30 protein-coding genes are annotated in these 23,986 nt (G+C 44.6%); 22 read left to right on the top strand and 8 right to left on the bottom strand.

Annotation, left to right across the window (positions count from 1 at the left end):
• Positions 1 to 7 precede the first annotated feature (7 nt).
• The 4 genes from BO48_RS12380 (at position 8) to BO48_RS12395 (ending at position 3,179) form a co-directional block, all read left to right on the top strand.
• Entirely contained in the window at positions 8 to 967 is a 960-nt protein-coding gene (locus tag BO48_RS12380) for a VOC family protein (protein ID WP_496367763.1), read from the top strand.
• Between the two features lie 40 nt (positions 968 to 1,007).
• A complete protein-coding gene (locus BO48_RS12385; protein ID WP_496367764.1) occupies positions 1,008 to 1,604 on the top strand; it encodes an alpha/beta hydrolase in 597 nt (198 codons plus the stop codon).
• A gap of 250 nt (positions 1,605 to 1,854) precedes the next feature.
• On the top strand, positions 1,855 to 2,169 hold the full coding sequence (locus BO48_RS12390; RefSeq protein WP_496367765.1) for a PadR family transcriptional regulator: 315 nt from the start codon (positions 1,855 to 1,857) through the stop codon (positions 2,167 to 2,169).
• A 20-nt stretch (positions 2,170 to 2,189) separates the two neighbouring features.
• Positions 2,190 to 3,179, top strand: coding sequence for a DUF4097 family beta strand repeat-containing protein (locus tag BO48_RS12395; protein ID WP_496367766.1), 990 nt, complete (start codon positions 2,190 to 2,192; stop codon positions 3,177 to 3,179).
• A gap of 311 nt (positions 3,180 to 3,490) precedes the next feature.
• On the opposite strand, the gene BO48_RS12400 is transcribed toward BO48_RS12395, so the two are convergent.
• The gene (locus BO48_RS12400) at positions 3,491 to 4,372 is read right to left on the bottom strand and encodes an EamA family transporter (RefSeq protein ID WP_496367767.1); all 882 of its coding nucleotides are present in this window, start codon (positions 4,370 to 4,372) and stop codon (positions 3,491 to 3,493) included.
• Positions 4,373 to 4,473: 101 nt separating this feature from the next.
• Here BO48_RS12400 and BO48_RS12405 point away from each other — a divergent pair, with 101 nt between their 5' ends.
• From BO48_RS12405 to BO48_RS12440, 8 genes are all read left to right on the top strand, one after another.
• On the top strand, positions 4,474 to 5,136 hold the full coding sequence (locus BO48_RS12405; RefSeq protein WP_496367768.1) for a copper homeostasis protein CutC: 663 nt from the start codon (positions 4,474 to 4,476) through the stop codon (positions 5,134 to 5,136).
• Between the two features lie 18 nt (positions 5,137 to 5,154).
• Positions 5,155 to 6,096 (top strand): VOC family protein, encoded by a 942-nt coding sequence (locus BO48_RS12410; RefSeq protein ID WP_496367769.1) that lies wholly within the window; start codon positions 5,155 to 5,157, stop codon positions 6,094 to 6,096.
• Between the two features lie 5 nt (positions 6,097 to 6,101).
• Positions 6,102 to 6,887 carry an ABC transporter ATP-binding protein gene (locus tag BO48_RS12415; protein WP_496367813.1) on the top strand — a complete coding sequence of 262 codons (786 nt, stop codon included), beginning with the start codon at positions 6,102 to 6,104 and terminating at the stop codon, positions 6,885 to 6,887.
• Between the two features lie 5 nt (positions 6,888 to 6,892).
• The gene (locus BO48_RS12420) at positions 6,893 to 7,879 is read left to right on the top strand and encodes a FecCD family ABC transporter permease (RefSeq protein ID WP_496367770.1); all 987 of its coding nucleotides are present in this window, start codon (positions 6,893 to 6,895) and stop codon (positions 7,877 to 7,879) included.
• Entirely contained in the window at positions 7,869 to 8,867 is a 999-nt protein-coding gene (locus tag BO48_RS12425; RefSeq protein ID WP_496367771.1) for a FecCD family ABC transporter permease, read from the top strand. The genes BO48_RS12420 and BO48_RS12425 overlap by 11 nt, the downstream gene beginning before the upstream one ends.
• 18 nt (positions 8,868 to 8,885) lie before the next feature.
• Positions 8,886 to 10,289, top strand: a complete 1,404-nt coding sequence (gene rlmD / locus BO48_RS12430) for a 23S rRNA (uracil(1939)-C(5))-methyltransferase RlmD (protein ID WP_496367772.1) — start codon at positions 8,886 to 8,888, stop codon at positions 10,287 to 10,289.
• Between the two features lie 129 nt (positions 10,290 to 10,418).
• The gene (locus tag BO48_RS12435) at positions 10,419 to 10,943 is read left to right on the top strand and encodes a hypothetical protein (RefSeq protein WP_496367773.1); all 525 of its coding nucleotides are present in this window, start codon (positions 10,419 to 10,421) and stop codon (positions 10,941 to 10,943) included.
• An 85-nt stretch (positions 10,944 to 11,028) separates the two neighbouring features.
• A complete protein-coding gene (locus BO48_RS12440) occupies positions 11,029 to 11,256 on the top strand; it encodes a hypothetical protein (protein WP_496367774.1) in 228 nt (75 codons plus the stop codon).
• Positions 11,257 to 11,303: 47 nt separating this feature from the next.
• Here BO48_RS12440 and BO48_RS12445 read toward each other — a convergent pair whose 3' ends face one another.
• On the bottom strand, positions 11,304 to 12,353 hold the full coding sequence (locus tag BO48_RS12445; RefSeq protein ID WP_496367775.1) for an NAD(P)/FAD-dependent oxidoreductase: 1,050 nt from the start codon (positions 12,351 to 12,353) through the stop codon (positions 11,304 to 11,306).
• A 74-nt stretch (positions 12,354 to 12,427) separates the two neighbouring features.
• On the opposite strand from BO48_RS12445, the gene BO48_RS12450 reads away from it, so the two are divergent.
• Genes BO48_RS12450 through map form a run of 3 tightly spaced genes read left to right on the top strand, consistent with a single transcriptional unit; the run spans position 12,428 to position 14,915 of the window.
• A complete protein-coding gene (locus BO48_RS12450) occupies positions 12,428 to 12,991 on the top strand; it encodes a DUF3267 domain-containing protein (protein WP_496367776.1) in 564 nt (187 codons plus the stop codon).
• A gap of 55 nt (positions 12,992 to 13,046) precedes the next feature.
• Complete coding sequence (dinB, locus tag BO48_RS12455) at positions 13,047 to 14,114, top strand: DNA polymerase IV (RefSeq protein WP_496367777.1); 1,068 nt, start codon at positions 13,047 to 13,049, stop codon at positions 14,112 to 14,114.
• A gap of 45 nt (positions 14,115 to 14,159) precedes the next feature.
• Positions 14,160 to 14,915 carry a type I methionyl aminopeptidase gene (gene map, locus BO48_RS12460; protein WP_496367778.1) on the top strand — a complete coding sequence of 252 codons (756 nt, stop codon included), beginning with the start codon at positions 14,160 to 14,162 and terminating at the stop codon, positions 14,913 to 14,915.
• Positions 14,916 to 15,282: 367 nt separating this feature from the next.
• Here the strand turns inward: map and BO48_RS12465 are convergent, their stop codons facing one another.
• A complete protein-coding gene (locus BO48_RS12465) occupies positions 15,283 to 15,762 on the bottom strand; it encodes a metal-dependent hydrolase (protein WP_496367779.1) in 480 nt (159 codons plus the stop codon).
• A gap of 162 nt (positions 15,763 to 15,924) precedes the next feature.
• Between BO48_RS12465 and BO48_RS12470 the strand changes: the two genes are divergently transcribed.
• On the top strand, positions 15,925 to 16,119 hold the full coding sequence (locus BO48_RS12470; RefSeq protein ID WP_496367780.1) for a YwbE family protein: 195 nt from the start codon (positions 15,925 to 15,927) through the stop codon (positions 16,117 to 16,119).
• Positions 16,120 to 16,166: 47 nt separating this feature from the next.
• Entirely contained in the window at positions 16,167 to 16,460 is a 294-nt protein-coding gene (locus BO48_RS12475; RefSeq protein WP_496367781.1) for a hypothetical protein, read from the top strand.
• A 7-nt stretch (positions 16,461 to 16,467) separates the two neighbouring features.
• Here the strand turns inward: BO48_RS12475 and BO48_RS12480 are convergent, their stop codons facing one another.
• From BO48_RS12480 to BO48_RS12500, 5 genes are all read right to left on the bottom strand, one after another.
• Positions 16,468 to 16,992, bottom strand: a complete 525-nt coding sequence (locus BO48_RS12480) for a D-glycero-alpha-D-manno-heptose-1,7-bisphosphate 7-phosphatase (protein ID WP_496367782.1) — start codon at positions 16,990 to 16,992, stop codon at positions 16,468 to 16,470.
• A 60-nt stretch (positions 16,993 to 17,052) separates the two neighbouring features.
• Positions 17,053 to 18,762 (bottom strand): gamma-glutamyltransferase, encoded by a 1,710-nt coding sequence (gene ggt / locus BO48_RS12485; protein WP_496367783.1) that lies wholly within the window; start codon positions 18,760 to 18,762, stop codon positions 17,053 to 17,055.
• 217 nt (positions 18,763 to 18,979) lie between these two features.
• Positions 18,980 to 19,546 (bottom strand): beta-class carbonic anhydrase, encoded by a 567-nt coding sequence (locus tag BO48_RS12490; RefSeq protein WP_496367784.1) that lies wholly within the window; start codon positions 19,544 to 19,546, stop codon positions 18,980 to 18,982.
• 1 nt (position 19,547) lies between these two features.
• Positions 19,548 to 20,585: a YihY/virulence factor BrkB family protein gene (locus BO48_RS12495; protein WP_496367785.1), complete on the bottom strand. Its 1,038-nt coding sequence runs from the start codon at positions 20,583 to 20,585 to the stop codon at positions 19,548 to 19,550.
• A gap of 60 nt (positions 20,586 to 20,645) precedes the next feature.
• A complete protein-coding gene (locus tag BO48_RS12500; RefSeq protein ID WP_496367786.1) occupies positions 20,646 to 20,966 on the bottom strand; it encodes a YtxH domain-containing protein in 321 nt (106 codons plus the stop codon).
• 160 nt (positions 20,967 to 21,126) lie between these two features.
• Between BO48_RS12500 and BO48_RS12505 the strand changes: the two genes are divergently transcribed.
• The 5 genes from BO48_RS12505 (at position 21,127) to BO48_RS12525 (ending at position 23,985) form a co-directional block, all read left to right on the top strand.
• Complete coding sequence (locus BO48_RS12505; RefSeq protein WP_496367787.1) at positions 21,127 to 21,324, top strand: DUF1128 family protein; 198 nt, start codon at positions 21,127 to 21,129, stop codon at positions 21,322 to 21,324.
• Positions 21,325 to 21,348: 24 nt separating this feature from the next.
• Entirely contained in the window at positions 21,349 to 22,569 is a 1,221-nt protein-coding gene (locus BO48_RS12510) for an aminopeptidase (RefSeq protein ID WP_496367788.1), read from the top strand.
• 88 nt (positions 22,570 to 22,657) lie between these two features.
• Positions 22,658 to 22,813, top strand: coding sequence for a hypothetical protein (locus BO48_RS12515; RefSeq protein WP_496367789.1), 156 nt, complete (start codon positions 22,658 to 22,660; stop codon positions 22,811 to 22,813).
• Between the two features lie 79 nt (positions 22,814 to 22,892).
• Positions 22,893 to 23,696 (top strand): RecX family transcriptional regulator, encoded by an 804-nt coding sequence (locus tag BO48_RS12520; protein WP_496367790.1) that lies wholly within the window; start codon positions 22,893 to 22,895, stop codon positions 23,694 to 23,696.
• On the top strand, positions 23,665 to 23,985 hold the full coding sequence (locus BO48_RS12525; RefSeq protein ID WP_496367791.1) for a YfhH family protein: 321 nt from the start codon (positions 23,665 to 23,667) through the stop codon (positions 23,983 to 23,985). The genes BO48_RS12520 and BO48_RS12525 overlap by 32 nt, the downstream gene beginning before the upstream one ends.
• Position 23,986 lies beyond the last annotated feature (1 nt).

The raw sequence follows: 23,986 nt of genomic DNA on the forward strand, positions 1-23,986 counted from the left end.
GTTGAAAATGGTCAATCATGAACTACTGGGTATTCATCATGTCACTGCAATGACAGACGATGCGGTGAGGAACTATCAGTTCATCACTGAAGTGTTGGGCATGCGTCTTGTTAAGAAAACAGTCAACCAGGATGATATTCACACATATCACACATTTTTTGCAGATGATGTCGGCAGTCCGGGAACGGATTTGACTTTCTTTGATTTTCCAAATGTCCCGGCGGGGCAGAGAGGGTCGAATTCAATCAGCCGGATCGGGCTCCGTGTACCGGATGATGCGGCACTGGAATATTACGAGAAACGCTTTAATGAATTTGGCGTGAAGCACGAAGGCATCCGGGATTTATTCGGCAAAAAAGTACTGCCTTTCGAAGAGACGGACGGTCAGAGATACCAGCTGTTCTCCGATGAGAACAACGAGGGCGTGCCACCGGGGACACCTTGGAAAAACGGCCCGGTCCCTGAGGATAAAGCCATTTACGGGCTCGGTCCGATTGAAATCACCATCTCTTATTTGTATAAGTTCGTGGAAAATCTGACGGGCATCTACAATATGAAATCGGTGGTGGAAGAGGAAGATGTCGTTGTTTTGGATGTCGGCGAAGGCGGCAACGGCGGTCAGATTATCGTGCGTAAAGACGGATCCCAGTCTGCAAAGCAGGGCTACGGCGAAGTACACCACGTGTCGTTCAGGGTCAAAGATCATGAAGCGATTAAAAAGTGGGAAGACAAATACAATGAACTGGGCTTGAGTCACTCAGGCAATGTGGATCGTTTCTATTTTGAAGCACTGTACTCAAGAGTCGGTCATATATTGATCGAACTGTCGACGGACGGTCCGGGCTTCCTGGATGATGAACCATATGAAACACTCGGTGAATCGTTGGCGCTGCCGCCGTTTTTAGAGTCGCAGCGGGCGCAGATAGAATCACAGGTCAGACCATTTGATACGACGCGCAGCAAGTAATTATAATTAATATAGAAAAGAAATCAGGAGGCAATTATATATGTTACACATTTTTAAAGAAGGTAAAAAAGGCGAACCGGTATTTGTAGTATTGCACGGCACAGGCGGTACGGAGCATGATCTGATTCCGCTTGCTGAAATGCTGAACAGCGACTACAGCATACTGTCCATCCGCGGCAATGTTCAAGAAGGCGGCATGAACCGTTATTTCAAACGCCTCGGCGAAGGGCAGTATGACATGGAAGACCTTGAATTCAGAGGAAAAGAACTGCTCGACTTCATTAAGGAATCTGCAGAAAAGTATGATTTCAAAACAGAAGATGTCATCCCGATCGGTTTCTCGAACGGTTCAAATATAGCAATCAACATGATGCTCCGCGACGAATCAGACTTCAGGAAAGCTCTTTTATTCGCACCGTTATATCCGGTAGACCTTTCAGATAATAATAAAGACCTGAGTGACGCGGAAGTGTTCTTATCACTTGGTAAAGGCGACCCGATCGTTCCGGAAGATGAAAGTGAAAAAGTCGTCGAAATCTTTAAGGCGCGCGGTGCAGATGTTAAGCATACATGGGTGAACGGACACAGCCTGCCGCAGGAAGTTGCGACAGAAGCAAGAGAATGGCTGAACAAGTAACCTCACTATTTCCATTTGCAAAGGCACGGCTTGAAAAGAATGATGACAAGTATGAAGATGTACTGAAATAGAAGATGATTGCAGAATCCCGCCCCGGCTGAATGAGCCAGGATGGGATTTTTCTGTGTGCTGAGATCTTTATTTTTAACATATACCTTGCATTATTCACTAGTGAGCAATATACTATAAATAAGTAGTGAACATGGTACAGTAGTGAATATTGAACAGTAGTAGAAAAGGGGGTTACCGAATGAACGCACAGTTTAAAAAGGGGTCACTGGAACTTTGTGTGTTGTCCTTTATCAAAAAGGAGGAGCAGTATGGCTATCAGCTCGCACAAAATATCGGCAAGTATATCAATATTGCGGACGGCACTTTATATCCGCTGCTCAGACGTCTTGTGAAAGAGGGGCATGTCGACAGCCATTTCAAAGAATCGACCGGCGGACCGGCACGGAAATACTATACTTTGACAGTTGAAGGGGAAGCACATTTGAAAAGCATACATGAAGAATGGAAAGTTTATACGAAGGCGGTCAACCAGTTACTCGAAGATACACATTAAACAAAAGGGAGAAATTTATTATGACAAAGAATGAATTTTTAAAGGCATTGGAAAATAAACTGATGTCACTTTCAAGCACAATCAGAAACGATATTTTAAATGAGTATGAAAACCACATCAATGAAGGGATGAAAGAAGGGGAAAGTGAAGAAGCGGTTGTGGCGACGCTAGGCGATCCTGCTGATATTGCTGAAGAGATTTTATCTGTCGAAGATGTTGAAGAGAGTGACGGGGAAGCGGAATATTTTGCGATGCAGTCGAATCTGCTGCAGGATATCAAACCTAAAGAGATCAACATGATTGATATTAAAGGGGAATTTTTAACGATTGATATCAGGAACGGGGATAAATTCGAGATGAGTTTTGAGAGTCCCGGGGAACAGGGCGAGTTTTCACATGGCGTCGACGGGGATAAACTCGTCTTCAGGCATGAAAGTAAAAAAGCGAAAAAGGTTCACTTCAACATACTGGGCTTTATTCGCAATAAAAATTACCGCAGTGATAAATTGACGATTGTCTGGCCGGAAACATTGACCGATTTAAAAATAAGGACCGACAAAGGTGCGGTGACGCTGAACGGACTGACAGCGAAAAGTTTTGATGTGGAAGCGGATCTCGGCGGTGTCAAAGTTGAAAATATTGTCGGCGTGAAAGGCGAGCTTTCGAGTGATATGGGTGCTGTCAGCGTGAAGGACAGCGGCTTCGATGATTTGAAACTTTCGACGGATATGGGCAAAGTGAAGGCGGATAATGTCGTTGCAAACGATCAGTCATATTCTACGAATATGGGAGCGATCGACCTTAAAAATGCACAGCCGGATTCAAATATTACGGCGCATACGGATATGGGCTCGATCAATGTCGTCTACAAAGATAAACCGACCGTCACCCGGATTATTGCAAAGACGAAGATGGGCAGTGTCTCAAACCAGCTTGAAAATTATATTGTTGAAAATCCGGAGTACACATCCAGATTTACGACCTCGATGGGGTCTGTCAGTATTCATTAAAAATAAAAGGAGCAATAACTCGAGTTATGAGTTGCTGCTCTTTTTGTTACTGTGCCGCTCGAGGGGGAGTCTTCCTGGCGCTATATCTGTTCATTTTATAAGTAGGTTATAGCGTGGCTAATGACTATACGCTATATGTACGAATTTCATAATCGACTTATAGCGCAGCTGCCGCTATGGCGCTATATCCAGACTTTTCACAAGCGGGTTATAGCGTAATCAGAGTCCTGCCGTTATATTCAGCCTTTTCTCAGGTGACTTATAGCGCAGAAGGTGTCTCCAGGTCTCAAAATCACCCGCACCTCACCAACTCACACATTTACCGCCTGTTTCTTAGTGCGTCTCGACTGGAGGACGAGTATGACAATCCCTGCGAGCAGCATGATCAGACCGACCCATGACAGACTGTCGAGGGTTTCGCCGACCAAGAATACACCGAGCAGTGATGCGGTCAACGGTTCGGCGAGTGACAGCGTGACGGCGGTCGAAGATTTTACATGTCTCAATCCGTTTGAGAATAAAAAGTATGCCAGAGTGGTTGCGAGCAGTCCGATATGTAAAGCGACGAGAAATCCGTTTGTTTCCCCAAGCCATGTCATATCGTTGATGAATACGAATGGTGACAGAATCAGTGCACTCAGACAGAATATCACCGCAACCGAAGCGATGGGTTCGTGTGACTGGACGAGTCTCGAATTCGACATCGTAAAGCTGGCGAATGAAATACCTGCACCGAGTCCGGCCAGAACGCCCGTAGCATCAACGGTTACTGCATTCGTGTTGAACATTAAAATGATACAGCCGGTAATGGCGAGGAACGTGGACAGCCACCATACACGGGAAGGTCTGATTTTAAAAACCAGCCATTCAATCATTCCGGAGAATACAGGGGCGCTTCCGATTGAAACGACCGTGCCGACGGCAATCCCCGTCAGTTCAACCGCACTGAAAAAGAACGGCTGGAAAAGCGCCATCGCTATGCCTCCGATAATCAGAGGTTTCACCGGCCAGCCTTTAAACGTCATCTTTTTAGTGAGTACGGCAATCGCCATCAGCATGATGCCGCCGATGACAAGTCTTGCGACACCCATGGATATGCTGTCGACTTCGCTTGCAAAGGCCTTCGCCGTCCCCGCTGTACCCCAGAGCATTGCTGCAAATAAAATCATGAAAGGTGCTAAACTCTGTCTCATTTAATCTCTCCTAAAATAATTACATACAAACCCTATATAAGATATAATATAGGTAATTTCAATGATTATAACAATAAAATGACTTGAGTGGAGTGGGTGTTATGTTAGAAGTGATCGCAACAAACATACAGGATGTCATCGACGCCAACCAATACGGCGCCGACAGAATCGAACTGTGTGCCAATATGAATGAAGACGGTTTGACGCCGAGCATCGGACTGATCGAAGAAGCATCGAAACTGTCGCGCATCCCCATACATGTCATGGTCAGAACCCATAACAGAGGGTTCGTCTATAATGCGCTCGACCAGCAGGAAATGCTGAGTGACATCAATTATATCAAGCAGACGAACGCTGCTGGCATCGTTGTCGGCATGCTGACATATGAAGGCGTCGTCGACGAGTACTTTTTAAAGAAAGTCATCGACCGTGCGGAAGGGTTGAATATCACATTCCACCGTGCATTCGACTCGGCGCGCATCCAGTTCGAAGCGCTGCAGACTTTATTGAAATATGATGAAGTAGAGACGATCCTCACTTCAGGCGGAGAAGGGTATGCGAGTGAAAACCTGCCGCTTTTAATCGAAATGAATAAGTTCGCAAAAGAACAAAATAAAATCATCATGCCGGGCGGCGGCATTAATGAAAACAATGTCAGTCAGTTTCTGGATGCGTTCGAATACATCCATGTGGGCAGCGGTGTGCGTCTCGACGGCACATTCAAAACCGGAATGTCCCAGCGTCTGGTGCATTCATTTTTTTAATCGGAAGGATGGGGTTCAATGATTAAAAGACATCATCATATTTCCATGTATACGAAAGATCTGAAAAAGAACAATCATTTTTATACCGAAGTACTGGGCTTAAGACGCGTCAAAGTGTCGGTCAATCAGAATGACAACTCCATGTATCACGTGTTTTACGGGGACAAATTCGGGACCGCCGGCAACGACATTACATATTTTGATATGCCGTATGTCGCTGACCGGAAGCACGGCACAAACGCCCATCACGCCCTTGGCTTGCTTGTAAAAGATGAAACGGGCTTCGACTACTGGCAGGAACGTCTCAAAAAATTCGGTTTTAAAAGCACGAAAAAAGAATATTTCGGGCGCAATGTTCTCGAGTTCCAGGATGCGGACACTTTAAAACTCATGCTGTTCAGTGCAGAAGGTGAGACGCTTCCAGCAGAATGGGAACCGTGGACGGATAATGATATTGATGAAGAACATCTGATTCTTGGCATGGGCCCCGTCCAGATCAATGTGCGCGATAAGGATAAGATGGTGGATATGCTGACAGAGATTTTCAAGTACGATATCGTTGAAAATACTTTGGACCATGCAATTCTTCGGGCAAATAAAAACCGATTGACCGGTGAAATCATCATCTGTGAAAAAGAAGGCAAAATTGAAGTCCAGGGCCGCGGCACCATTCATCATCTGGCGGTTCAGACTGAAGCTGCGGATCTCGAGGAAGTGGATGAACTGTTGAGCGCTCGCGGTTACCGGACGACGGGTGTCATCGACCGCTATTATTTCGAGAGTCTTTATTTCCGGGAGGATAACGGTGTCATGTTTGAAATCGTCGGTCCGGACTCGAGAGGGTTTACAGCGGACACTGACGAAAGTGAGCTCGGTAAAAAACTTGATCTGCCGCCTGCGCTTGAAGAAAAGCGTTCAGAAATTGAGCGCCGGCTCACTCCGATAAGCGAATGGACGTAGACGCCATGGACATACTTGAACTGAGAGATGTAACAACAGGTTACGATAAAAAACTTGTGCTGGAGAATTTCAATATGACGATACCGGAAGGACAGATTACTTCCATCGTCGGTCCGAACGGCTGCGGTAAGACGACGCTGCTGCATGCTATGTCCCGTGTGCTGAAAACACAGAACGGCGCCGTGCTGATGGACGGTAAAGACATATTCACCATGAATACTAAAAATGTTGCCAGACGCTTGAGTCTGCTGCCGCAGTTTTCAAGCGCGCCGGAAGGACTGACTGTCCGTGAACTCATCAGCTACGGCAGACATCCGCATAAAAATCCGTTTGAAGGATTGAACCAAAAAGACCGTGACAATATCGACTGGGCGGCAGATGTGACTGGTATTGAAGAATTCACAGATCAACCGGTGAGCGAACTGTCGGGCGGACAGAAACAGCGGGTCTGGCTCGCCATGGCACTCGCTCAGAATACGGACATCATCTTACTCGATGAACCGACAACATATCTGGATATGAAATTTCAGATGGAAATATTGAATTTATTGAAAAAATTGAATGAAACTGCTGAGAAGACCATCGTTATGGTACTCCATGACATCAACCACGCATCCAGATTTTCTGATCACCTCATTGCGATGAAAGAGGGCGTCATCAGGAAACTCGGGCCCCCTGAAGCGGTCATGACTGAAAGTGTTTTGGAAGAAGTTTTTGAAATTGATGCAGTCATCAATGAATGCCCCTTTACATCACGGCCGATCATCACCTCATATCAGCTGAAAGGATAGTCGCCATGCGATATATCATGATTTTCACGATTTCAATCATCGTATTGATTTCCGGCATATTTTTAAGTCTGTATTCTGGAGCGGCCGACATTACAACAGGTGATATACGGTCGGCTCTTTTTAACTTTGATGCTTCCGACAATATACATGTCATCATCAATGAAATCCGGTTGCCGAGGGCGCTTGCCGCTGCGATTGTCGGGGCGGCATTCAGCGTCAGCGGGGCGGTCATGCAGGCGATGACGCGAAATCCGCTGGCTGAACCGGGTCTCGTCGGAATAAACGCCGGGGCGCTTTTTTTCCTGACCCTCGCTTTCAGTTTCTTTCCGCATTTGTCTTATCCATATTTGGTGTTGCTGTCATTTGTCGGTGCACTTTTCAGTGCATTGATCGTCTTTGCTGCAGTTTTCTTTTCTAAAAGCAGCATGACGCCGCTGAAATTGATTTTAGCGGGTGTGGCAGTGACTTTATTTTTCAGCTCGATGAGTGCGGCACTCCAACTTTACTTTAATGTGGGTCAGGAAATCGCATTCTGGTCTGCAGGCGCCATTCAAAATATTGATTGGCAGAATCTGTTGATTGTGACGCCGTGGTTGATCATCGGAATGATTATGGTAATGGTGTCAGCTTCAAATCTGACTGCAATCAGCTTCGATGAAGAGACGGCCGTGAGCCTTGGTGTCCATATGACAAGAACGCGCATCATTGCGCTGATTTCAGTGGTCATTTTGTCAGGACTTGCAGTCTCCGTAATCGGTGCAGTGGCCTTTGTCGGTCTGATTACACCGCATATTACAAGAAAGATCGCAGGCTCTGATTATAAGATGATTCTGCCGTTAAGCGGGGTGCTCGGTGCGGTGCTCGTCGTTTACAGCGACCTCGCGGCAAGAAGTCTGTTCGCACCTGTCGAAATACCAGTCGCCGCATTGATTGCGCTGATTGGTGTGCCTTTCTTCTTATACTTGGCGGGGAGGGTGCGTCATGAAATTTAAAAGACAAACCAATATTATTATGATGGCAGCAATACTGCTTATCACTGCATCCGTATTCAGTTTACAAACCGGCTTTACGGAAATCAGCGTGACGGATACAATAGGAGTGTTGTTTGGACAAAGTGACAATATGACCGAAAGCATACTGTTCGGTATCCGGCTGCCGCGTATTCTGGTTGCTGTACTTTCCGGCATGGCACTCGCCCTCAGCGGGATGCTCCTGCAAAGTGTGATGCAGAATGCTCTGGCAGATTCAGGGATCATAGGCATCAACTCAGGTGCCGGTCTCTCCGTTGTACTGGTTTTATTTTTACTTGAAGGTTTTGAATACAGTTTGTTCATTATACCGGTGGCTGCTTTTACCGGCGGGCTGCTTGTGGCAGTCATCGTATTTTTCCTATCGTACAGAAACGGTATTGGTGTCAGGCCGATACGACTCGTACTGAACGGCGTTGCGGTCGGTGCGGGTGTCAGTGCGCTGATGATTGTTGTGTCGCTTCTGATGTCGCATGAGACGTATCAGTTTGCGGCGGGCTTTCTCGCAGGGACGATATGGGGCACTTCATGGCCGCACGTCTGGATTATCGCTGCGGGGCTCATACTGATCATGCCTGTTGTTTTATCAAAGATTCAGGTTTTGAATATTTTGAGGATGAATACTTTGAATGCCATCAGTCTTGGCGTGGATTTAAAGAAAGAACGGATCGTACTGCTGGTTTGCGCGGTCGGGCTCGCTTCGGTGAGCGTTTCTGTCAGCGGGGGCATTGCCTTTGTTGGCCTGGTCGCACCGCATCTCAGCCGTCGGCTCATCGGCGTCGACCATAAACTTGTCATGCCGCTCAGCGCACTTTCCGGCGGGTTGCTCGTACTCATTGCAGACACGGCCGGACGGATTTTATTTTTCCCGGAAGCACTGCCGGCAGGCGTCATCGTCGCAATTATCGGTGCGCCATATTTTATATATCTGTTGATGACAACGGATGCTTGATATTTTGGAGGTTATAAATTGAAGGAACAAAAGAGTGTTAATTTAACGACGACAATTCACAGTATGGATAAAAAAGGGTCCGGAATGGCGCTGGAATACAGAGATCACGGGGGCAATAAACCGCGCAAGCTGAAGTTGAATATTCCTCAGACGCTGATCGGTGAAGAAGTGGCAGTCGATGTGCCGAACGCAGACGGCAGAAGACGTGCAACTGTTATGCCGAAAGAAATACTCACACCGCACGAAGAACGGGTGACGCCGCCTTGTCCGCACTTTGAAATGTGCGGCGGCTGTGTGTGGCAGCACTGGCAGTATGAAGGTCAGCTGAATTATAAGACGGACCTGGTCAAATCATTTTTAAAGAAGCATGATTTCGATACTTCTGTGGTCAAAGATACAATCGGGATGGACAATCCTTTTGAATTCAGAAATAAGATGGAATTCACTTTTTCAAAAGAAGGGCATCTCGGCCTCCATGAACTCGGCAACTTCCGAAATATCATCGACCTGGATACATGTCTGATTTCGAGCAAAGATATGGTGAGCGTCATGAAAATCGTCTCTGAATGGGCGAAGGATTTCAATCTGCCGGGTTACGATAAGGATAAGCACACCGGCCTGTTGCGCCATCTGATGGTCAGACAGTCACAGATTACAGGTGAACTGATGGCGGCATTATTTGCAACAGAGGCGCCGGAAGGGGCGCTTACTGAAGCGGTCAATGCCCTGGTTATCCGGCTGACGTCCGAAATTGAGTCACTGGAAAGTCTGATGTGGATGGAAAATAAAGAGATTGCAGACGTTGCACAGGCAGAAGAGGAAGACATCCATCTGCTTCACGGCAGGGAGTACATTCACGAGGAAATGAGCGGATACAGCTACCGTGTCTGGTACAATACTTTCTTCCAGACGAACCCGACCCAGGCGCAGAAACTTGTGGAGCTCGCCACTGAAATGGCTGATGTCAAAGAACATGAAACGATGATCGATCTGTTCTGCGGTGTTGGAACGTTTTCACTGCCGTTTGCGGGCAGGGTGAAGTCGCTCGCAGGTATTGAAATCGTAGAATCATCAATCGAATCGGCAAAAAGAAACGCTGAAGACAACGATATTCACAATACGTACTTCCTCGCAAGAGACGCCAGACGCGGGATGTCTGAGATTCTTGAAACATGGGGCATACCGGATGTGCTGCTGCTCGATCCGCCGCGTTCAGGTGCAGGCGGCAAAGTGATGCGCCGTATCGGCAGACTCGCGACGAACAGAGTCGTCTATGTGTCATGCAACCCGGAATCATTTGCTGATGATATTACGTGGCTGAGAGAATTCGGCTATACACTGAAAGATGTTCAGCCGGTTGATCTGTTCCCGCACAGTGCGCACGTTGAAATCGTGTCGGTTTTGGAACTGGAAAACGAATAACAGAGTGTTAAGAGTTACAGCATTTTGAAATTTTATGCTGTAACTCTTAATTTTTTGATAATTATGCATTTTAAACTTTATAGATTCTTTACAAATGTATATAATGGAATTAAGAAAAGAGGGTGTAGAATGGAGCAATTTACATACAAGATTCAAATCAAGAACAAAAAACAAGATGTTGTAATTATTGACGATGACGACAAAATCTACGGGTCCATTCAGCGCAGTGTGCTGAGAAACTGCGATAAGCGAAACACTTTTCAATTCATCAGCAGTGCCTGCGATAAGGTCGTCGTCGGTATGAAAAAAAGACGTTTCCGCGATCTGAACGTCGCAAGCTATATCGTACAGTCGGACAATTATGAATTCAAGTTGAAAGAACGGCCGGGCAGCAACCTGCTGTACTTCAAGGTGGATGGAAAATTTGATAATAAATATATCACTCTGGCTGAAGACTGGAAAGGGAATCTGGAAGTTTATTATCATGCAAGCCATGTGGTGACGATCATGGAAGATCCGGTGAGCGGAGAAACATCAATCGTCCTCGGAGAAAAGTTTGAAGTGCGTTCCCTCAGTTTCATAATCGGTATTCTGATGTTTTTCATGTATAAAACATATAAGAGAGAAAACTGGTATATTGAACGGGCATTATAGAAAATTGTGTCACTTGTAAAAATGTTTTGAAAATTCAAGTGTAAACATGTAAAATCAAATTATTGAGACGTTAAGGGGGAATCATATGCTAAGGTTGTTATGTCTTGCGATACCGGTAGCAATTTTAGTATTCCATCTAATATTTGATGATACGCTGTTATGGCTGATTTCATTATTATTTGGATTGCTGGGTTTTCTGTTCAGTTTTATCAATCTGAAATTCAGAGTAAACCCATTTGCATGGGGACTATTTGCATTGAATCTGGGAATGTTCATATTTACAGTAGTATATACTGTACTGCACTTTTCATAAGTGCACACAAAGGGGACAGGGCTTGTGTATCAGCCCTTTTTTTGTGTTTAATTATTTTCCGGCTCGACATAGCTGTAGTCGCTCAGATCGAGATCGGTTTCTTCACCGCTTAAAAACCTGGCGACTTCATGACCGATGATCGGTCCGGCAGTGAGACCGGTCGCACCCGCACCGTTGATGACGAACGTATTTTCATCCACATGTCCGATAAACGGCAGGAAATCTCTTGTGTACGGCTTGAAGCCGACCATCATCTTGACGTCTGTCAGTTTTGAGTCCGGAAAATACCGTTCGGCAAGCCCCCGCAAATATTGGTAATTTTCTTCTGACGGTGAATCGTCATATGACTCGGTCTTTTGATGAGTCGTCCCGACCGCAAATTCATTTTCACCCATTTCAACAATATAGATCGGTCCGAGCGCCATGACGACAGGCGTTTTTACGACCTCTGTTTCTTCCACTTTGAAATGCAGTACTTCTGAACGCTGGTGTGTAATTGCAGGAATGTAACCTTGTTCCGAGCCCCAGGCGCCTGTTGCGTATATTGTCATACCTTCCGTCGTTCCCGGCGCATTTTCTTCGAGCCATGTACCGCCGGCCTTGATAAATGCAGTTTTAAGTGCATCCCGGAGCAGGGCACCTTTGACCTGTGCACCGCCTTCGACGTAGACGCCGGAGTACTTATCACTCAGGTGGGGATGATAATCTTTAACTTCCTCCCGTGACAACATTTTTACTTCTCCCATCTCAGGGGCATCGGTTTTCTTTTTACTGATACGGTCAAAAGCGAGCGCCTGTACATCATCATCTTTGAATAAAGAGATTGAGCCGCGTCTGATATAGCCGGTCTCTGCATTTGTTTCTTCTTCCAGCTGTTTGATGAACTCCGGATAATATTTTGCCGCTTTTGTTACGAGTCGGTACCATTTTTTGTTTCTTCTCTGAGAAACCCATGGGTTGATGATCCCTGCAGATGCACTGGTTGCATTACCTCTGTCATTACGGTCATAAACTGTGACTTCATGACCTTGTTTAATCAGGTGGTAGGCGGTGGATGCACCGATGATACCGCCGCCGATTACTGTGAACTGTGACATTCTATCCCTCCGAACGTTAATATATAAAAAATTATGATAAACTGTTTATTGATCAATGATGGGGAGTTTTATTCATGGAAAAATACGTTTTGAATATATTCAAAGATCAAGAAGCTTTGAAAACATTAAATAAATGGTCCATTTTGATTACAATGGGCGCCTTTATAGTATTTTACTTATTTGAAGTGTTTTTCACAAATACTACAGGTTCAGCCATTTTAGGATGGTCGCTGACGGAGATATTATTGTCCGTCGTGCTGATCATCCTCCTGCTTTTTATAATCATTACAGTGCATGAAGCGATACACGGTTTGTTTTTTAAAATCTTCAAACCGGATGGCAATGTTAAATTCGGTTATAGTAAAGGCATGTTCTATGCGACATCACCCGGTGAATTTTTCGACCGTAAGCAGTTTAAAATCATCATTATCATGCCTTTCATCATTATCACTTCATTGATGGTGATCATGTGGTTTATCGTACCACATGCTTCGATCAAATTCTTTCTGGCGCTCCATACGGGCGCATGTGCCGGCGATTTTTATTATTTACACTTGCTGAATAAACACCCGAACATGAAATATGTCGAAGATACAAATGTCGGTATGACGATGTATGAAAGGCCCCCTGAAAATTAGAACGTTTGTTCGCATCATGATATAATGAACTTAATGATAACTTTTAGGTGATACTATGGAAAGAAGAATCATTCATATAGATATGGACGCGTTCTATGCCCAGATTGAACAGCGGGACCATCCTGAGTACAGAGGCAAACCTGTAATCGTCGGCGGACGTTCGCTCAGCAGGGGCGTCGTTGCGACTGCCAGTTATGAAGCGCGTAAATTCGGTGTGCATTCCGCGATGCCGACAAAAACGGCGCACAAGCTCTGTCCCGACGGTATATATGTCAGGCCGCGCTTTGAGGTGTACAAATCCGTGTCACAAGAGATTATGGAAATATTTCTTTCATACTCGGAGGTTGTGGAGCCGCTCAGTCTGGATGAAGCGTATCTCGATATTACACATCTCGTATCTAGGGAACGGACAGCAAAATCTGTGGCGCTGAATATCCAGAGGGATATTTTTGAGAAAACAAGATTGACGTCTTCAAGCGGGATTTCATATAATAAGTACTTGGCGAAAATCGCATCCGGCATGAATAAGCCGAGCGGGACCACGGTTATACATTATAACAATGTCATGGATGTTTTATTGGCCATGCCGATCGGCAAGTTTCCAGGGGTCGGTGTCGTAACCGAAGAGAAGATGAAATCATTGAAAATCTTTGATGGTGCGGATCTTTACGAGTGGTCCGAACTCGATCTGACCCGTGAATTCGGCAAGAGAGGGTCCTCCCTCTACAAAAAGGCGCGCGGTATCGGAACAAACGAACTGAGCGTCGACCGGGTGCGCAAGTCTGTCGGTAAAGAGACGACATTCGATCATGATATCAATGATGACGGGTATATACTTAAGATTCTTGAAGAATTGAGTGAAAAGGTCAGTGAGAGGATGGAACGCCGACAGTTTGCGGGGCGGGTCGTCACAGTCAAATTGAAAACACATGATTTTAAAACACATACGAAACAGATGATGACGACGAACCCGATATTCACCGGAGAAGAAATATTCCATTATGCATACAATTTATATCACGAAGTGAAGTCGCCTGAAGCGCCGATACGTTTAATCGGTGTGACCGTGTCACACCTGGAAGAAAGAAGTTATCGTAATTTGACGATATATGATTTTTTATAATAGTATGTATTTAATAAAATTTTATAAAAGGAAGACAAATGACTTATGATAATTAAAACAGATGAAGAACTGAAAGCATTGGAAGAAATCGGTCAGATTTGCGGGAAAGTCTTGAAGACCGTTGTCGACTACGCAGAAGTCGGTATGACAACAAAAGAGATAGATGAAGAAGCGGGACGTCTGCTAAAAGAATATGGTGCAGAAAGTGCGCCGATCAGTGAATATGATTTCCCGGGCTACACTTGTATCAGTGTCAACGAAGAAGTTGCGCACGGCATCCCCGGCTCACGCGTACTGAATGACGGCGACCTTGTCAATATAGACGTCAGTGCCAAGAAAAACGGCTACTTTTCAGATACCGGCATTTCATTCGTCATCGGTGAAACAGATGATAAACTGAAGCAAAAAGTCATCGATGTATGTGCAGAAGCATTCGATGCAGCAATGGAAAAAGTGAAAGTCGGAGGCAAAGTCAGCCAGATCGGGCGCGCAGTACATAACGTGGCGCGTAAAAATGGTCTGACAGTCATCAAAAATCTGACCGGTCACGGCATCGGTGAAACGCTTCATGACTCACCGCAGCATATTATGAACTACTACGAAGCAAGCAAGAAAGACATTTTGAAAGAGGGCATGGTCATCGCTGTCGAGCCTTTTATTTCATCAAAAGCGAGCCTCGTTACAGAAGGCAAAAACGACTGGGCGTTCGAAACGAAAGACGGCAGTTACGTTGCCCAGAAAGAACATACAGTCGTTGTGACTAAAGATGGTCCGAAATTCCTGACTAAAATCGAAGACTGATTCAAATAAAGAATCCGGCTGCACTTTGCAGTCGGTTCTTTTGATGTGTGTGCAGTTATGTTGTTGTGCGGCTGCTCAGTTGGCGTGATTTTGAAGGTTATGTGAACAGCTTTTGCTGCTGCCTGCTCAGTTAATAAGTTTTTGAAGGCTAAGTGAGCAGAAGCCTATGATCTGCGTTTATTTAAGTTCATGTTTCTTGCGATCTAAACATTTGGGATGCTGAAGTGTGAAGATAGGCCTGATTTTACTGCCATCTAAACGTTTGCCACCAACACGCGTTTAGACAGCGTCAAAATCCCAAACATCTAAACAGCACAACCACCAAATCCACCAAAAAGAATTCCCCAGCCTGAGCCGGGGAATTTATTTATAAGTAAAAGTATAATGCGTGGTATCCATAGTAAAAAGAGACCAGGGCGAGCAGGCTGAAAATGAGGTTTTCGACCATGCTGCCTGTTTTTGTTGTCAGTGGAAACCTGACTCTGAAATCGAGGGGGAAGAAAAGTTGGATGCCGCTTCTCGTTCCCATATCCAATATGTAATGACTCACCATGCCGACAATCAGTCCGGCCGTAACGGTTTCGTATGGTAAAAATGTGTTCATTAAAAATGCGATGAGTACTATGAACAGCAGGCTGTGCGTAAATGAACGGTGCCCAAATATTAAATTGATGATTTTGGACAGTATGGGCAGCTGTTTGCCGATCTTACTGCCGCCATGACAAATGTCGGGTATTAACGCCCCGACAATGCCTGCACCGGTTAAAATCAATGGATCTGAACCAGTAAAATAAGCGTAAGCAAGACTTGCTGAGATACCGCCGATGATATGTGTTTTTCCTGTCATGCTTTTCCCTCCCTGACTTAATTATGATACCATTAATTGCTGAATGATTTCATTCTTTTATAGTTATTTCACATATAAATACCACTGATTAAATTAGTGATTGTTGTAGAAGCACACCGCAACGGGTAAAATTAATAATAATAAGATTGAAGGAGAATGAATATGCCAGGAACAAGAAGAGAAAATATCAGCCCGGGTAAAACCGTCAGGGTCGTACAGAAACAAGATCAAAGGACAGGCAAACTGACAGAAGGTGTCGTCGCAAGACTATTGACAAATTCACCGACACACCATCATGGCATCAAAGTGAAACTGGAGGATGGTACAGTCGGCAGAGTAAAAGAAATTCTCGACTGATAACAACGATGCTTGGTGGAGGGTTAAATGAACAAAGGGGTGTCTTAATGCGTACCATAATAGAACTGATAAGAATCATACTTATCTTTATAGTACTGGGCAGCATCGCAAGCTACCTGCTGGCACGTATCTATGAATCCATAGGCGGAACATCTGACAGTTATAACTGGATGGGGTTTGCCGGGGTGTTTATTCTATTATTTGTTTTATACAGGAACCGGCTGCAGTTCAGCGGCTGGTATGAGGGCAGAGGTAAAAACAAGCTATCTCAAAGGGCGACGGGCATACTTGTTGTGAGTGCAGGAGTGCTCCTCATAATGCCGGTCGTACTCAGCCATTAAAATCAATTCAATCCGTCAGCCACGACGCAAATGACAGCAGAGTGGGGAAGTGCATATCCGCCTGCTCACTCTGCTTTTTTTCATTTCCGATGCGGACGGTCTTTGTGCCTGCATTCCTGCCGGCGAGTATGTCGGCGTCACGATCGCCGGCCATATAACTTGAAGCGAGATCGATTCCGTGTTCATCCGCCAGATCCAGTATCATGCCGGGACTCGGTTTACGGCACCGGCTCTTGACATGCGGCTTGTCCGGACAGTAGGCAATATCATCTACATAAGCCCCGGATGCTTCCAAATCCTTCTCCATCCGAGCATGCACATCATGCAGATCCCTCTCGGTCATAAACCCGAGACAGACCCCGCCCTGATTGGTCACGACAAACACTTTATATCCCGACACATTCAATTTTTTGATCCCTTCACCAACCCCTTCAAGCAAATAAAGATCATCGGGCGTATTAACGAACCTCACCCTTTTTGTTAACACCTCGTTGATGACACCGTCACGATCCAGAAATATTGCTTTATTCATTCAATATCCGCTCCTTATTAAAAATCTCCGCCCGGTCAATCAGGGACGGAGACTTTATTTTTATAATCCTTTGGCATCTCCGGGTCTTGGGAAATCGGCACCGCCATATAATCTGCGGTCATCGGCGTGATCGATCATTATCGCCTGCACGTCACCGATTCTCGTATCGGCGCCTTCTTCCCGGAAAGACTGGTCAAACTGATAGCCCATATCTGACAGTTCTTTCAAGAGAGAATCATCGAGCCCGTCCTCCCACTGCTTGCTGAGGTCCGGTATGACATACACGCGCTGATCTTTGATTGCATCATCAATCGGCATGTTGTAGTCGATCACGTTCACTATCGTCTGCACGACGGATGCGATGATGGTTGCCGCACCGGGGGAGCCGAGGGTGAAAAACGGCTTGCCTTCATGGAAAAGAATAGTTGGACTTTTTGAGCTTTTCGGGTATTTATTGCCATTGGGTTCATTGACACTGCCGGGCTCGGTGGAAAAATCGGTCAGGTGGTTGTTTAACAGGAAACCGTGGCCCGGAACCATAATCCCGGAACCATAAATACGTTCAATGGAAGTGGTGCATGCTACGACGTTGCCCCATTGATCGACTGCGGTGAAGTGGGTCGTTTCCAGACCCTCATTATCCGCAGAAACTTTATGTTCCTGTTCGCTGTGTCCGTCTTTTTGATATTTCCAAGGATTACCGGCAGTCTTTTCTTCTGCCTTCCTGTCGGCGGAAAGCTGCTCCAGACGCTCTTTGATATAATCTTCATGCAACAGACCGTCGAGCGGTGCAGGTTCAAAATTAGTGTCTTCGATATGCAGCGCATCATCCGCCATCGCCAGCTGCAGTGCCTGTGCTATCAAATGATATTTTTCAGCTGAGTGCGCCTCGTACTGCGAAATATCCAGCTGTTCCAAAATTTTCAGCTGCATTGCGATACCGATGCCGCCGGAACTCGGCGGGACAGGGAGCGCAAGGTCGTAGCCTTTGTAGCTTGACCACAGCGGTTCTTCAATTCTGACATCATAGTTGATTAAGTCCTGGTGGTTCATGATGCCGTCATGCGCTTTAACGGTATCTATGATGGCGTCTGCAATCTCTCCCTGATAAACATCATCAAAGCCATTATCTCTGATTGTTTTAAGGGTTTTCGCAAGTTCCGGCTGTCTGATTGTATCGCCCTCTTTAAGTTTGACGCCGTCCGGAACGAATAGCTTTCTCGCTTCATCACCCAGTCGGTGCTCGAACAGATCAAGTGTACGTTCCCATAGAGAATGGACTCTCACATCTGATTCCGCAAGTCGTATTGCCGGGTCTATCAAAGTTTCAAGCGGCAGGCTGCCATAGTTTTCGTGCACATATTTCAAGCCTTTCATTATGCTCGGAATGCCGACTGAAGTCCCGTGAGTGGAACGTTCATCAAATGGAACTTCCTCGCCGTTCTCGTCAATGAAACAGTCCGGCCTGAGCGCTGCCGGTGCTTTCGGATGCGCATTGACCACTTTAGTATCTTTATTTTGGTAATCATGGCATAAAATAAAGCCCCCTGATCCGATGCCGGTATTCATTCCTTCGACTACGGCGAGAGCGAGCTGGACTGCAATGATGGCATCGAATGCATTGCCGCCCTGCTTCAGCATTTCATTGCCGGCTTCGGTCGCTTCTTCTACGGCACTGGCAACCATGCCGTAGTAGCCGGTATCACCTTTAAGTGTTTCATCAGGTTCAATATATTTTTGTGCTTCAAAAATTTTATCTATATTAGTCATTTATCATTCACTCCTGTCTAAACAAATAAGCGAGCTATTATAATATAGCCGATTTTTATTACTTTAAAACAGCAGTGCCGTCGTTTTCCCGCCACGGCACGAGGCAGGGTCTCTTGTGCCATCGTTTTCCCGCCATGGCACGAGCCGCGACAAATTCATCGCAAAATAAAAACCGGCATTCCCTAGAGGGATTGCCGGCTTGAGTCATTCATCAAATTTAATCTTTTTTGTAGCCGTCTACCACGAGATCGACTTTTCCGTTATCCGGATCGATGACGAGGCCGTGGACAGGCACATTATTATCGAACAGCGGGTGTTCATGTACTTTTCTGACGCTGTCTTTAACGCTTTCTTCGACACTGTCGAAGCCCTGCAGCCAGTTTTTGATGTTGATTCTTGAGTGTTCCAGAACGTTGAATGTGTTTTCGGAAATGCCGCGTTTTTTCATTTCCTCAATCATCGGTTCCGGCTTTAATGCACCAAATCCGCAGTCATGGTGTCCCATTATTACGACTTCCTCGACACCGAGCATGTACACGGCAACCAGAATGCTGCGCACTGTACTTCCGTACGGGTGTGAAATGACGCCGCCTGCATTTTGTATATGCTTGATGTCCCCATTTTTCAAACCGAGTGATTTGAAGGACATTTCAGTCAGCCTGGTATCCATACAGGAGACAAGTACCATTTTCTTATTCGGTGATTTCGTCAGGACATAATTTTTGTACTCTTCATCTGCCACGAAACTTTTGTTGTTTTCAAGCAAGTCGTATAATAATGTCATATTAAACTGTTCCCTTCACATGCTCATTTTCCGCATTATTTTCTTTCTTTTCTTTTAAAACACTGTCTTTATGAATAATCGCGTTAATCTGTGCGCCAAGGATGATGATGACTCCGGTGATATATAACCAGAATATCAGAATGATGACACCGGCGATACTGCCATATGTTGCCGAGTAGTTGCCGAAACCGGATACGTACACGCTGAAGCCCCATGAGGCTACAAGGAACGCGATTGTAGTAAAGATGGTTCCGGGAATTACCGATTTCACCTTCACTTTTATATTCGGCGCAGTCAGGTACATGATCAGGAACACTACGAATACGAGAAGTACTGGTAAAATACTTCTGATGAGATTCCAAATCGTGGAGAACTGATCGTCAAGACCAATGACTCCGAACATCAGGTTTCCAATCTGTCCGCCGAACACGATAAGTACAAATGTAAGTAATACTGATAAAGTTAAAATGATGGTGAAAAATATAGAAAGACCTTTCGCTATGAAAAAGTTACGGTTGTCTTCTATATCATAAGCGACGTTGAACGCATTCATCAGAGCCGTCATGCCGTTTGATGCAGACCATAAGGTCGCAATCAAACCCACAGACAAGAGACCGCCGCCTGATGATGTCATGACGTCATCAATGATGCCTGTCAGCATACCGGAAATTTCAGCCGGTGCGTAATCTTCGATAAACCCGACGATCATTTCCTGATCGATCTGGAATAAAGGCACCAGTGTCAAAAGGAATATCAACAGCGGGAATATGGCAAGCAGGAAATAATATGCAAGCTGTGCCGCCATGCCCGAAGCATTATCCTTTCCGAACTGGAACATCAGTTTCTGAAAAAAGTTGGGATCGTCCTTAATTTTTGCAGGCTTATTGATCTTTGATACATAAAGCGTTTCATTTTCTTTTTTTGACTGTTTTGATTTAAATACCGTATTTTCGACAAAAATGTCGTCGGATTTTTTCTCTTCTGATTCTTCTTTAATCTGTGATAAATAGTTGGAATTGCTGCTTTCATTTTTCGACATATAAACACCTCATTTAAATAAAAGGACCAACCTCGGTCAGTCCTTTTATAGATTTGTTACTTATTTCAATTTTTTCTGTTCGCGTTTGTTCATAAAAGTATCTTTTGCATCCATGATGGACTGTTCCAATTCAGGATTTTCTCTTCTGATCTGTTCAACAGTATCTTTCCAGAATAGAACTTCATCTTTCAGCTGTTCAAACTTGGACGGCTGTCCTGACGTGTTTTGGAATTTATTTTTCGCTTCATCAGGATGTTTAGCGTAGTAGCCGACGTCCTTGCCACTGCTGATTACTGACTCACGAGTACTTTTATCAATCAAGCTGACCAGTGCCCCAATACCGGCTCCAATTAAAATTGCAGGGATCAATTTGTTCTTCATAATGTAAAATCTCCTTTAAGGTATTTATATGTGATATATCCATTTTAAATCATTTGTAAACTTATGTACAAAATATATCCGTTTTTTTATTTATATTACTCAAGTTTAGTATTATTTGATACTATATATTTATGTATAAATTTGAAGGAGGACAAGTATCTTGGATAAAGAGACTATGTTGAAAGAAATAGAACAAAAATTAAAAATTGTTAATAAAGGTATTCTCAAGCCGGAGGATTTTGATGACAGTCAGAAGGAAGAAATAGAAGATTATCACAAAATGCTGACGTCAAGAAACGATATCAGTGCGATGGAACAGACGGCAATTCTTGATGAACTGTCCAAATTGAGAAAATGATTTTTTATAAAAGGAGATTTATTCATGTCTAAGTTGGAAAAATATGCCTCACTTCTCGTGGAAGTAGGGCTGAATGTACAAAAAGACCAGCGGGTCAGCATCAATGCTTCAGTGGATGCACTGCCGCTCATACGTCTCGTTACCGAAAAAGCTTATGAAAAAGGTGCGAAAGACGTCAAGGTTAATTTAAAGGATGATCAGCTGACCCGGCTTCACGCGAAAAATAAAAGCATCGGGGAGGCAAGCCGCGTACCGCAGTGGGTCATTGATGAACGCATGTATTATTCGGATGAGAAGGCGGCCTTTTTAAGCATCACTTCCTCATCACCTGAACTGTTGAAAGGTGTGGATCCTGAAAAGCTTCAGGCCATGCAGATCGCTTCAGGCAAAGCGTTCAAGGATTACTCCAACCGCATCCAGTCTGATTATCACAGCTGGTGTGTGGCCGGGTATCCATCTGCCGAATGGGCAAAGCTAGTATTCCCGGATAAAACTGATGAAGATGCTGTGGATGCACTGCTCGACCTCATTTTCTATACGATGCGACTCGACAATGACGACCCGGTTGAGGCGTGGAAAGCACTCGATGAATCACTGCATGAAAAGGTGGATATTTTAAATGACCGTCATTTCCATGCATTAAGATACGAAGCACCGGGGACGGACTTCACGATGGAACTGCCTGAAAAACATCTTTGGGCAGGTGCTTCCAGCGAAGATTCGAACGGTGTCAGCTTCATGGCCAACATGCCGACTGAAGAAGTGTTTACAGCACCGAAGAAAACAGGTATGAACGGCTATGTATCCAATACGAAGCCTTTAAGCTACGGGGGCAATATCATCGACGGTTTCAAACTGACATTCAAGGACGGCAAAGTCACGGACTATTCTGCAGAGCGCGGCGAAGATGTGCTTAAAAATCTGCTTGATACGGATGAAGGTGCGAAGTATCTCGGGGAAGTGGCGCTGGTGCCGGATGATTCCCCGATCTCCAATACTGGGACTTTATTCTTCAATACTCTGTTCGATGAGAACGCATCCTGCCATATTGCACTCGGCAGTGCCTACGGTTTCAGTGTGGACGGCGGAAAAGACATGTCCCGGGAAGAGCTTTCAGAAGCGGGACTGAATGATTCGATCACACATGTCGACTTTATGATCGGCAGCGCTGAATTGAACATTTACGGTGTAGATGCAGAAGGCAGCGAAACTCCGATATTTGTAAAAGGTAACTGGTCAATTTAAGTGATATAAAATACTGTTCACTATATACGGCATTTTATGATAAAATATAGGTAATGTGGATTATGATGACTTTGTTAGGAGGGCTTTCATGAGTTATTTGATGATGTTATTAGTATTAATAGCATTCACTGTTGCTATTCTGGGATTCGCAGCTGTTCTAGGTTACTATCTGAACAAAGCATTCCCCGGAAAATCGTCAGTTGAGGTGGATACACCTGAGGAAGCATTGAATAGAAAAATATAATATATTTTAATTAAGAGTGGAGAGGGGATATAGATTCTCCTCTCTTTTTCGATTGTTTTACTTAAAAGAGGCGATTAAGATGGATATGATTAAGATCGACAAAGTTACACGGCGTAAAAATGGTTTATATGATGTGGATTTTTCAAATGGTGATAAAATGACTGTACATGAAGAATCCATCATTCGTCACCGTCTGATCAGCGACCGTCAGATGACCGAAGATGAATTGAAAGAGGTTTTTGAGGCTGTACAGTATGATCATGCTTACGTTGCGGCCTTGAAATATATCAGTTATAAAATACGCTCTTTACATGAAATCCAAAATTATTTGGATGAAGAATACGAATCATATGTAGTCAAAGAAGTTGTCGGCCGGCTGATGGATGAAAATTATGTCAACGATGAACTCTACAGCGAAGCGCTTAAAAATACGATGCTGAACACTTCTGACAAAGGCCCGAAACTTTTGGAAATGGAACTTAAGAAACACAAAATCGATGAAGACATCATCAGGCGTAAAACTGGTGAATTCAATGATTTGATAGATTCTGAAAGAATGAATAAAATCAAAGGGAAAGAATTCAAGAAGTACAAAGGTTCAAAAAAGCAGTTTACCTTAAAACTTCAGCAGAAACTGATGAACAAAGGCTATTATAAAGAGCATTTCGATATGATAGATTTTGATGATGACTTTGATGAAACGCCCTATTTTGAGAAGGATTTCGAAAAGGCGTTCAGAAGATACAGCAGTAAGCACACAAGTTTTGATTTAAAACAAAGACTGACTAATGCCTTGCTCAGAAAAGGTTACAGTTACGATTTGATTCACAAAAAGATAGGTGAGATGACAGATGAGACCACTGCGTTCGATGACGAGACGTGAAATAGAAGCATATATTGGCGAAAAACGTGAAGCGATGAGAAAAGCTGAAATGATGGGTATCGAAAATGAGTATTACGTCAATGAAAGACAAGTGTTGATTGCCGAAAGCTATTTGATAGATCTGAGCCAGATTGAAAAGGGCAAAATCTATAAAATTGTCAGTAATGAAGATCACTACTTCAAAGTGGAATACATTAAAGGTGTTTTTGCATGGGGCTTCTTTATCGGCGGCAAAGAAAAAGAAACCGGTATCCCTGTAAGCATGCTTCAGTTAAAGCGGAAAGGATAAA

This window comes from Lacicoccus kunmingensis DSM 17847, from assembly GCF_059568765.1.

Bases quoted from the DNA above. Each gene is read 5' to 3' on its own strand.
- BO48_RS12380 (WP_496367763.1), top strand. From the start codon at position 8: ATGGTCAATCATGAACTACTGGGTATTCATCATGTCACTGCAATGACA.
- BO48_RS12385 (WP_496367764.1), top strand. From the start codon at position 1,008: ATGTTACACATTTTTAAAGAAGGTAAAAAAGGCGAACCGGTATTTGTA.
- BO48_RS12390 (WP_496367765.1), top strand. From the start codon at position 1,855: ATGAACGCACAGTTTAAAAAGGGGTCACTGGAACTTTGTGTGTTGTCC.
- BO48_RS12395 (WP_496367766.1), top strand. From the start codon at position 2,190: ATGACAAAGAATGAATTTTTAAAGGCATTGGAAAATAAACTGATGTCA.
- BO48_RS12400 (WP_496367767.1), bottom strand. From the start codon at position 4,372: ATGAGACAGAGTTTAGCACCTTTCATGATTTTATTTGCAGCAATGCTC.
- BO48_RS12405 (WP_496367768.1), top strand. From the start codon at position 4,474: ATGTTAGAAGTGATCGCAACAAACATACAGGATGTCATCGACGCCAAC.
- BO48_RS12410 (WP_496367769.1), top strand. From the start codon at position 5,155: ATGATTAAAAGACATCATCATATTTCCATGTATACGAAAGATCTGAAA.
- BO48_RS12415 (WP_496367813.1), top strand. From the start codon at position 6,102: ATGGACATACTTGAACTGAGAGATGTAACAACAGGTTACGATAAAAAA.
- BO48_RS12420 (WP_496367770.1), top strand. From the start codon at position 6,893: ATGCGATATATCATGATTTTCACGATTTCAATCATCGTATTGATTTCC.
- BO48_RS12425 (WP_496367771.1), top strand. From the start codon at position 7,869: ATGAAATTTAAAAGACAAACCAATATTATTATGATGGCAGCAATACTG.
- BO48_RS12435 (WP_496367773.1), top strand. From the start codon at position 10,419: ATGGAGCAATTTACATACAAGATTCAAATCAAGAACAAAAAACAAGAT.
- BO48_RS12440 (WP_496367774.1), top strand. From the start codon at position 11,029: ATGCTAAGGTTGTTATGTCTTGCGATACCGGTAGCAATTTTAGTATTC.
- BO48_RS12445 (WP_496367775.1), bottom strand. From the start codon at position 12,353: ATGTCACAGTTCACAGTAATCGGCGGCGGTATCATCGGTGCATCCACC.
- BO48_RS12450 (WP_496367776.1), top strand. From the start codon at position 12,428: ATGGAAAAATACGTTTTGAATATATTCAAAGATCAAGAAGCTTTGAAA.
- dinB (WP_496367777.1), top strand. From the start codon at position 13,047: ATGGAAAGAAGAATCATTCATATAGATATGGACGCGTTCTATGCCCAG.
- map (WP_496367778.1), top strand. From the start codon at position 14,160: ATGATAATTAAAACAGATGAAGAACTGAAAGCATTGGAAGAAATCGGT.
- BO48_RS12465 (WP_496367779.1), bottom strand. From the start codon at position 15,762: ATGACAGGAAAAACACATATCATCGGCGGTATCTCAGCAAGTCTTGCT.
- BO48_RS12470 (WP_496367780.1), top strand. From the start codon at position 15,925: ATGCCAGGAACAAGAAGAGAAAATATCAGCCCGGGTAAAACCGTCAGG.
- BO48_RS12475 (WP_496367781.1), top strand. From the start codon at position 16,167: ATGCGTACCATAATAGAACTGATAAGAATCATACTTATCTTTATAGTA.
- BO48_RS12480 (WP_496367782.1), bottom strand. From the start codon at position 16,992: ATGAATAAAGCAATATTTCTGGATCGTGACGGTGTCATCAACGAGGTG.
- ggt (WP_496367783.1), bottom strand. From the start codon at position 18,762: ATGACTAATATAGATAAAATTTTTGAAGCACAAAAATATATTGAACCT.
- BO48_RS12490 (WP_496367784.1), bottom strand. From the start codon at position 19,546: ATGACATTATTATACGACTTGCTTGAAAACAACAAAAGTTTCGTGGCA.
- BO48_RS12495 (WP_496367785.1), bottom strand. From the start codon at position 20,585: ATGTCGAAAAATGAAAGCAGCAATTCCAACTATTTATCACAGATTAAA.
- BO48_RS12500 (WP_496367786.1), bottom strand. From the start codon at position 20,966: ATGAAGAACAAATTGATCCCTGCAATTTTAATTGGAGCCGGTATTGGG.
- BO48_RS12510 (WP_496367788.1), top strand. From the start codon at position 21,349: ATGTCTAAGTTGGAAAAATATGCCTCACTTCTCGTGGAAGTAGGGCTG.
- BO48_RS12515 (WP_496367789.1), top strand. From the start codon at position 22,658: ATGAGTTATTTGATGATGTTATTAGTATTAATAGCATTCACTGTTGCT.
- BO48_RS12520 (WP_496367790.1), top strand. From the start codon at position 22,893: ATGGATATGATTAAGATCGACAAAGTTACACGGCGTAAAAATGGTTTA.
- BO48_RS12525 (WP_496367791.1), top strand. From the start codon at position 23,665: ATGAGACCACTGCGTTCGATGACGAGACGTGAAATAGAAGCATATATT.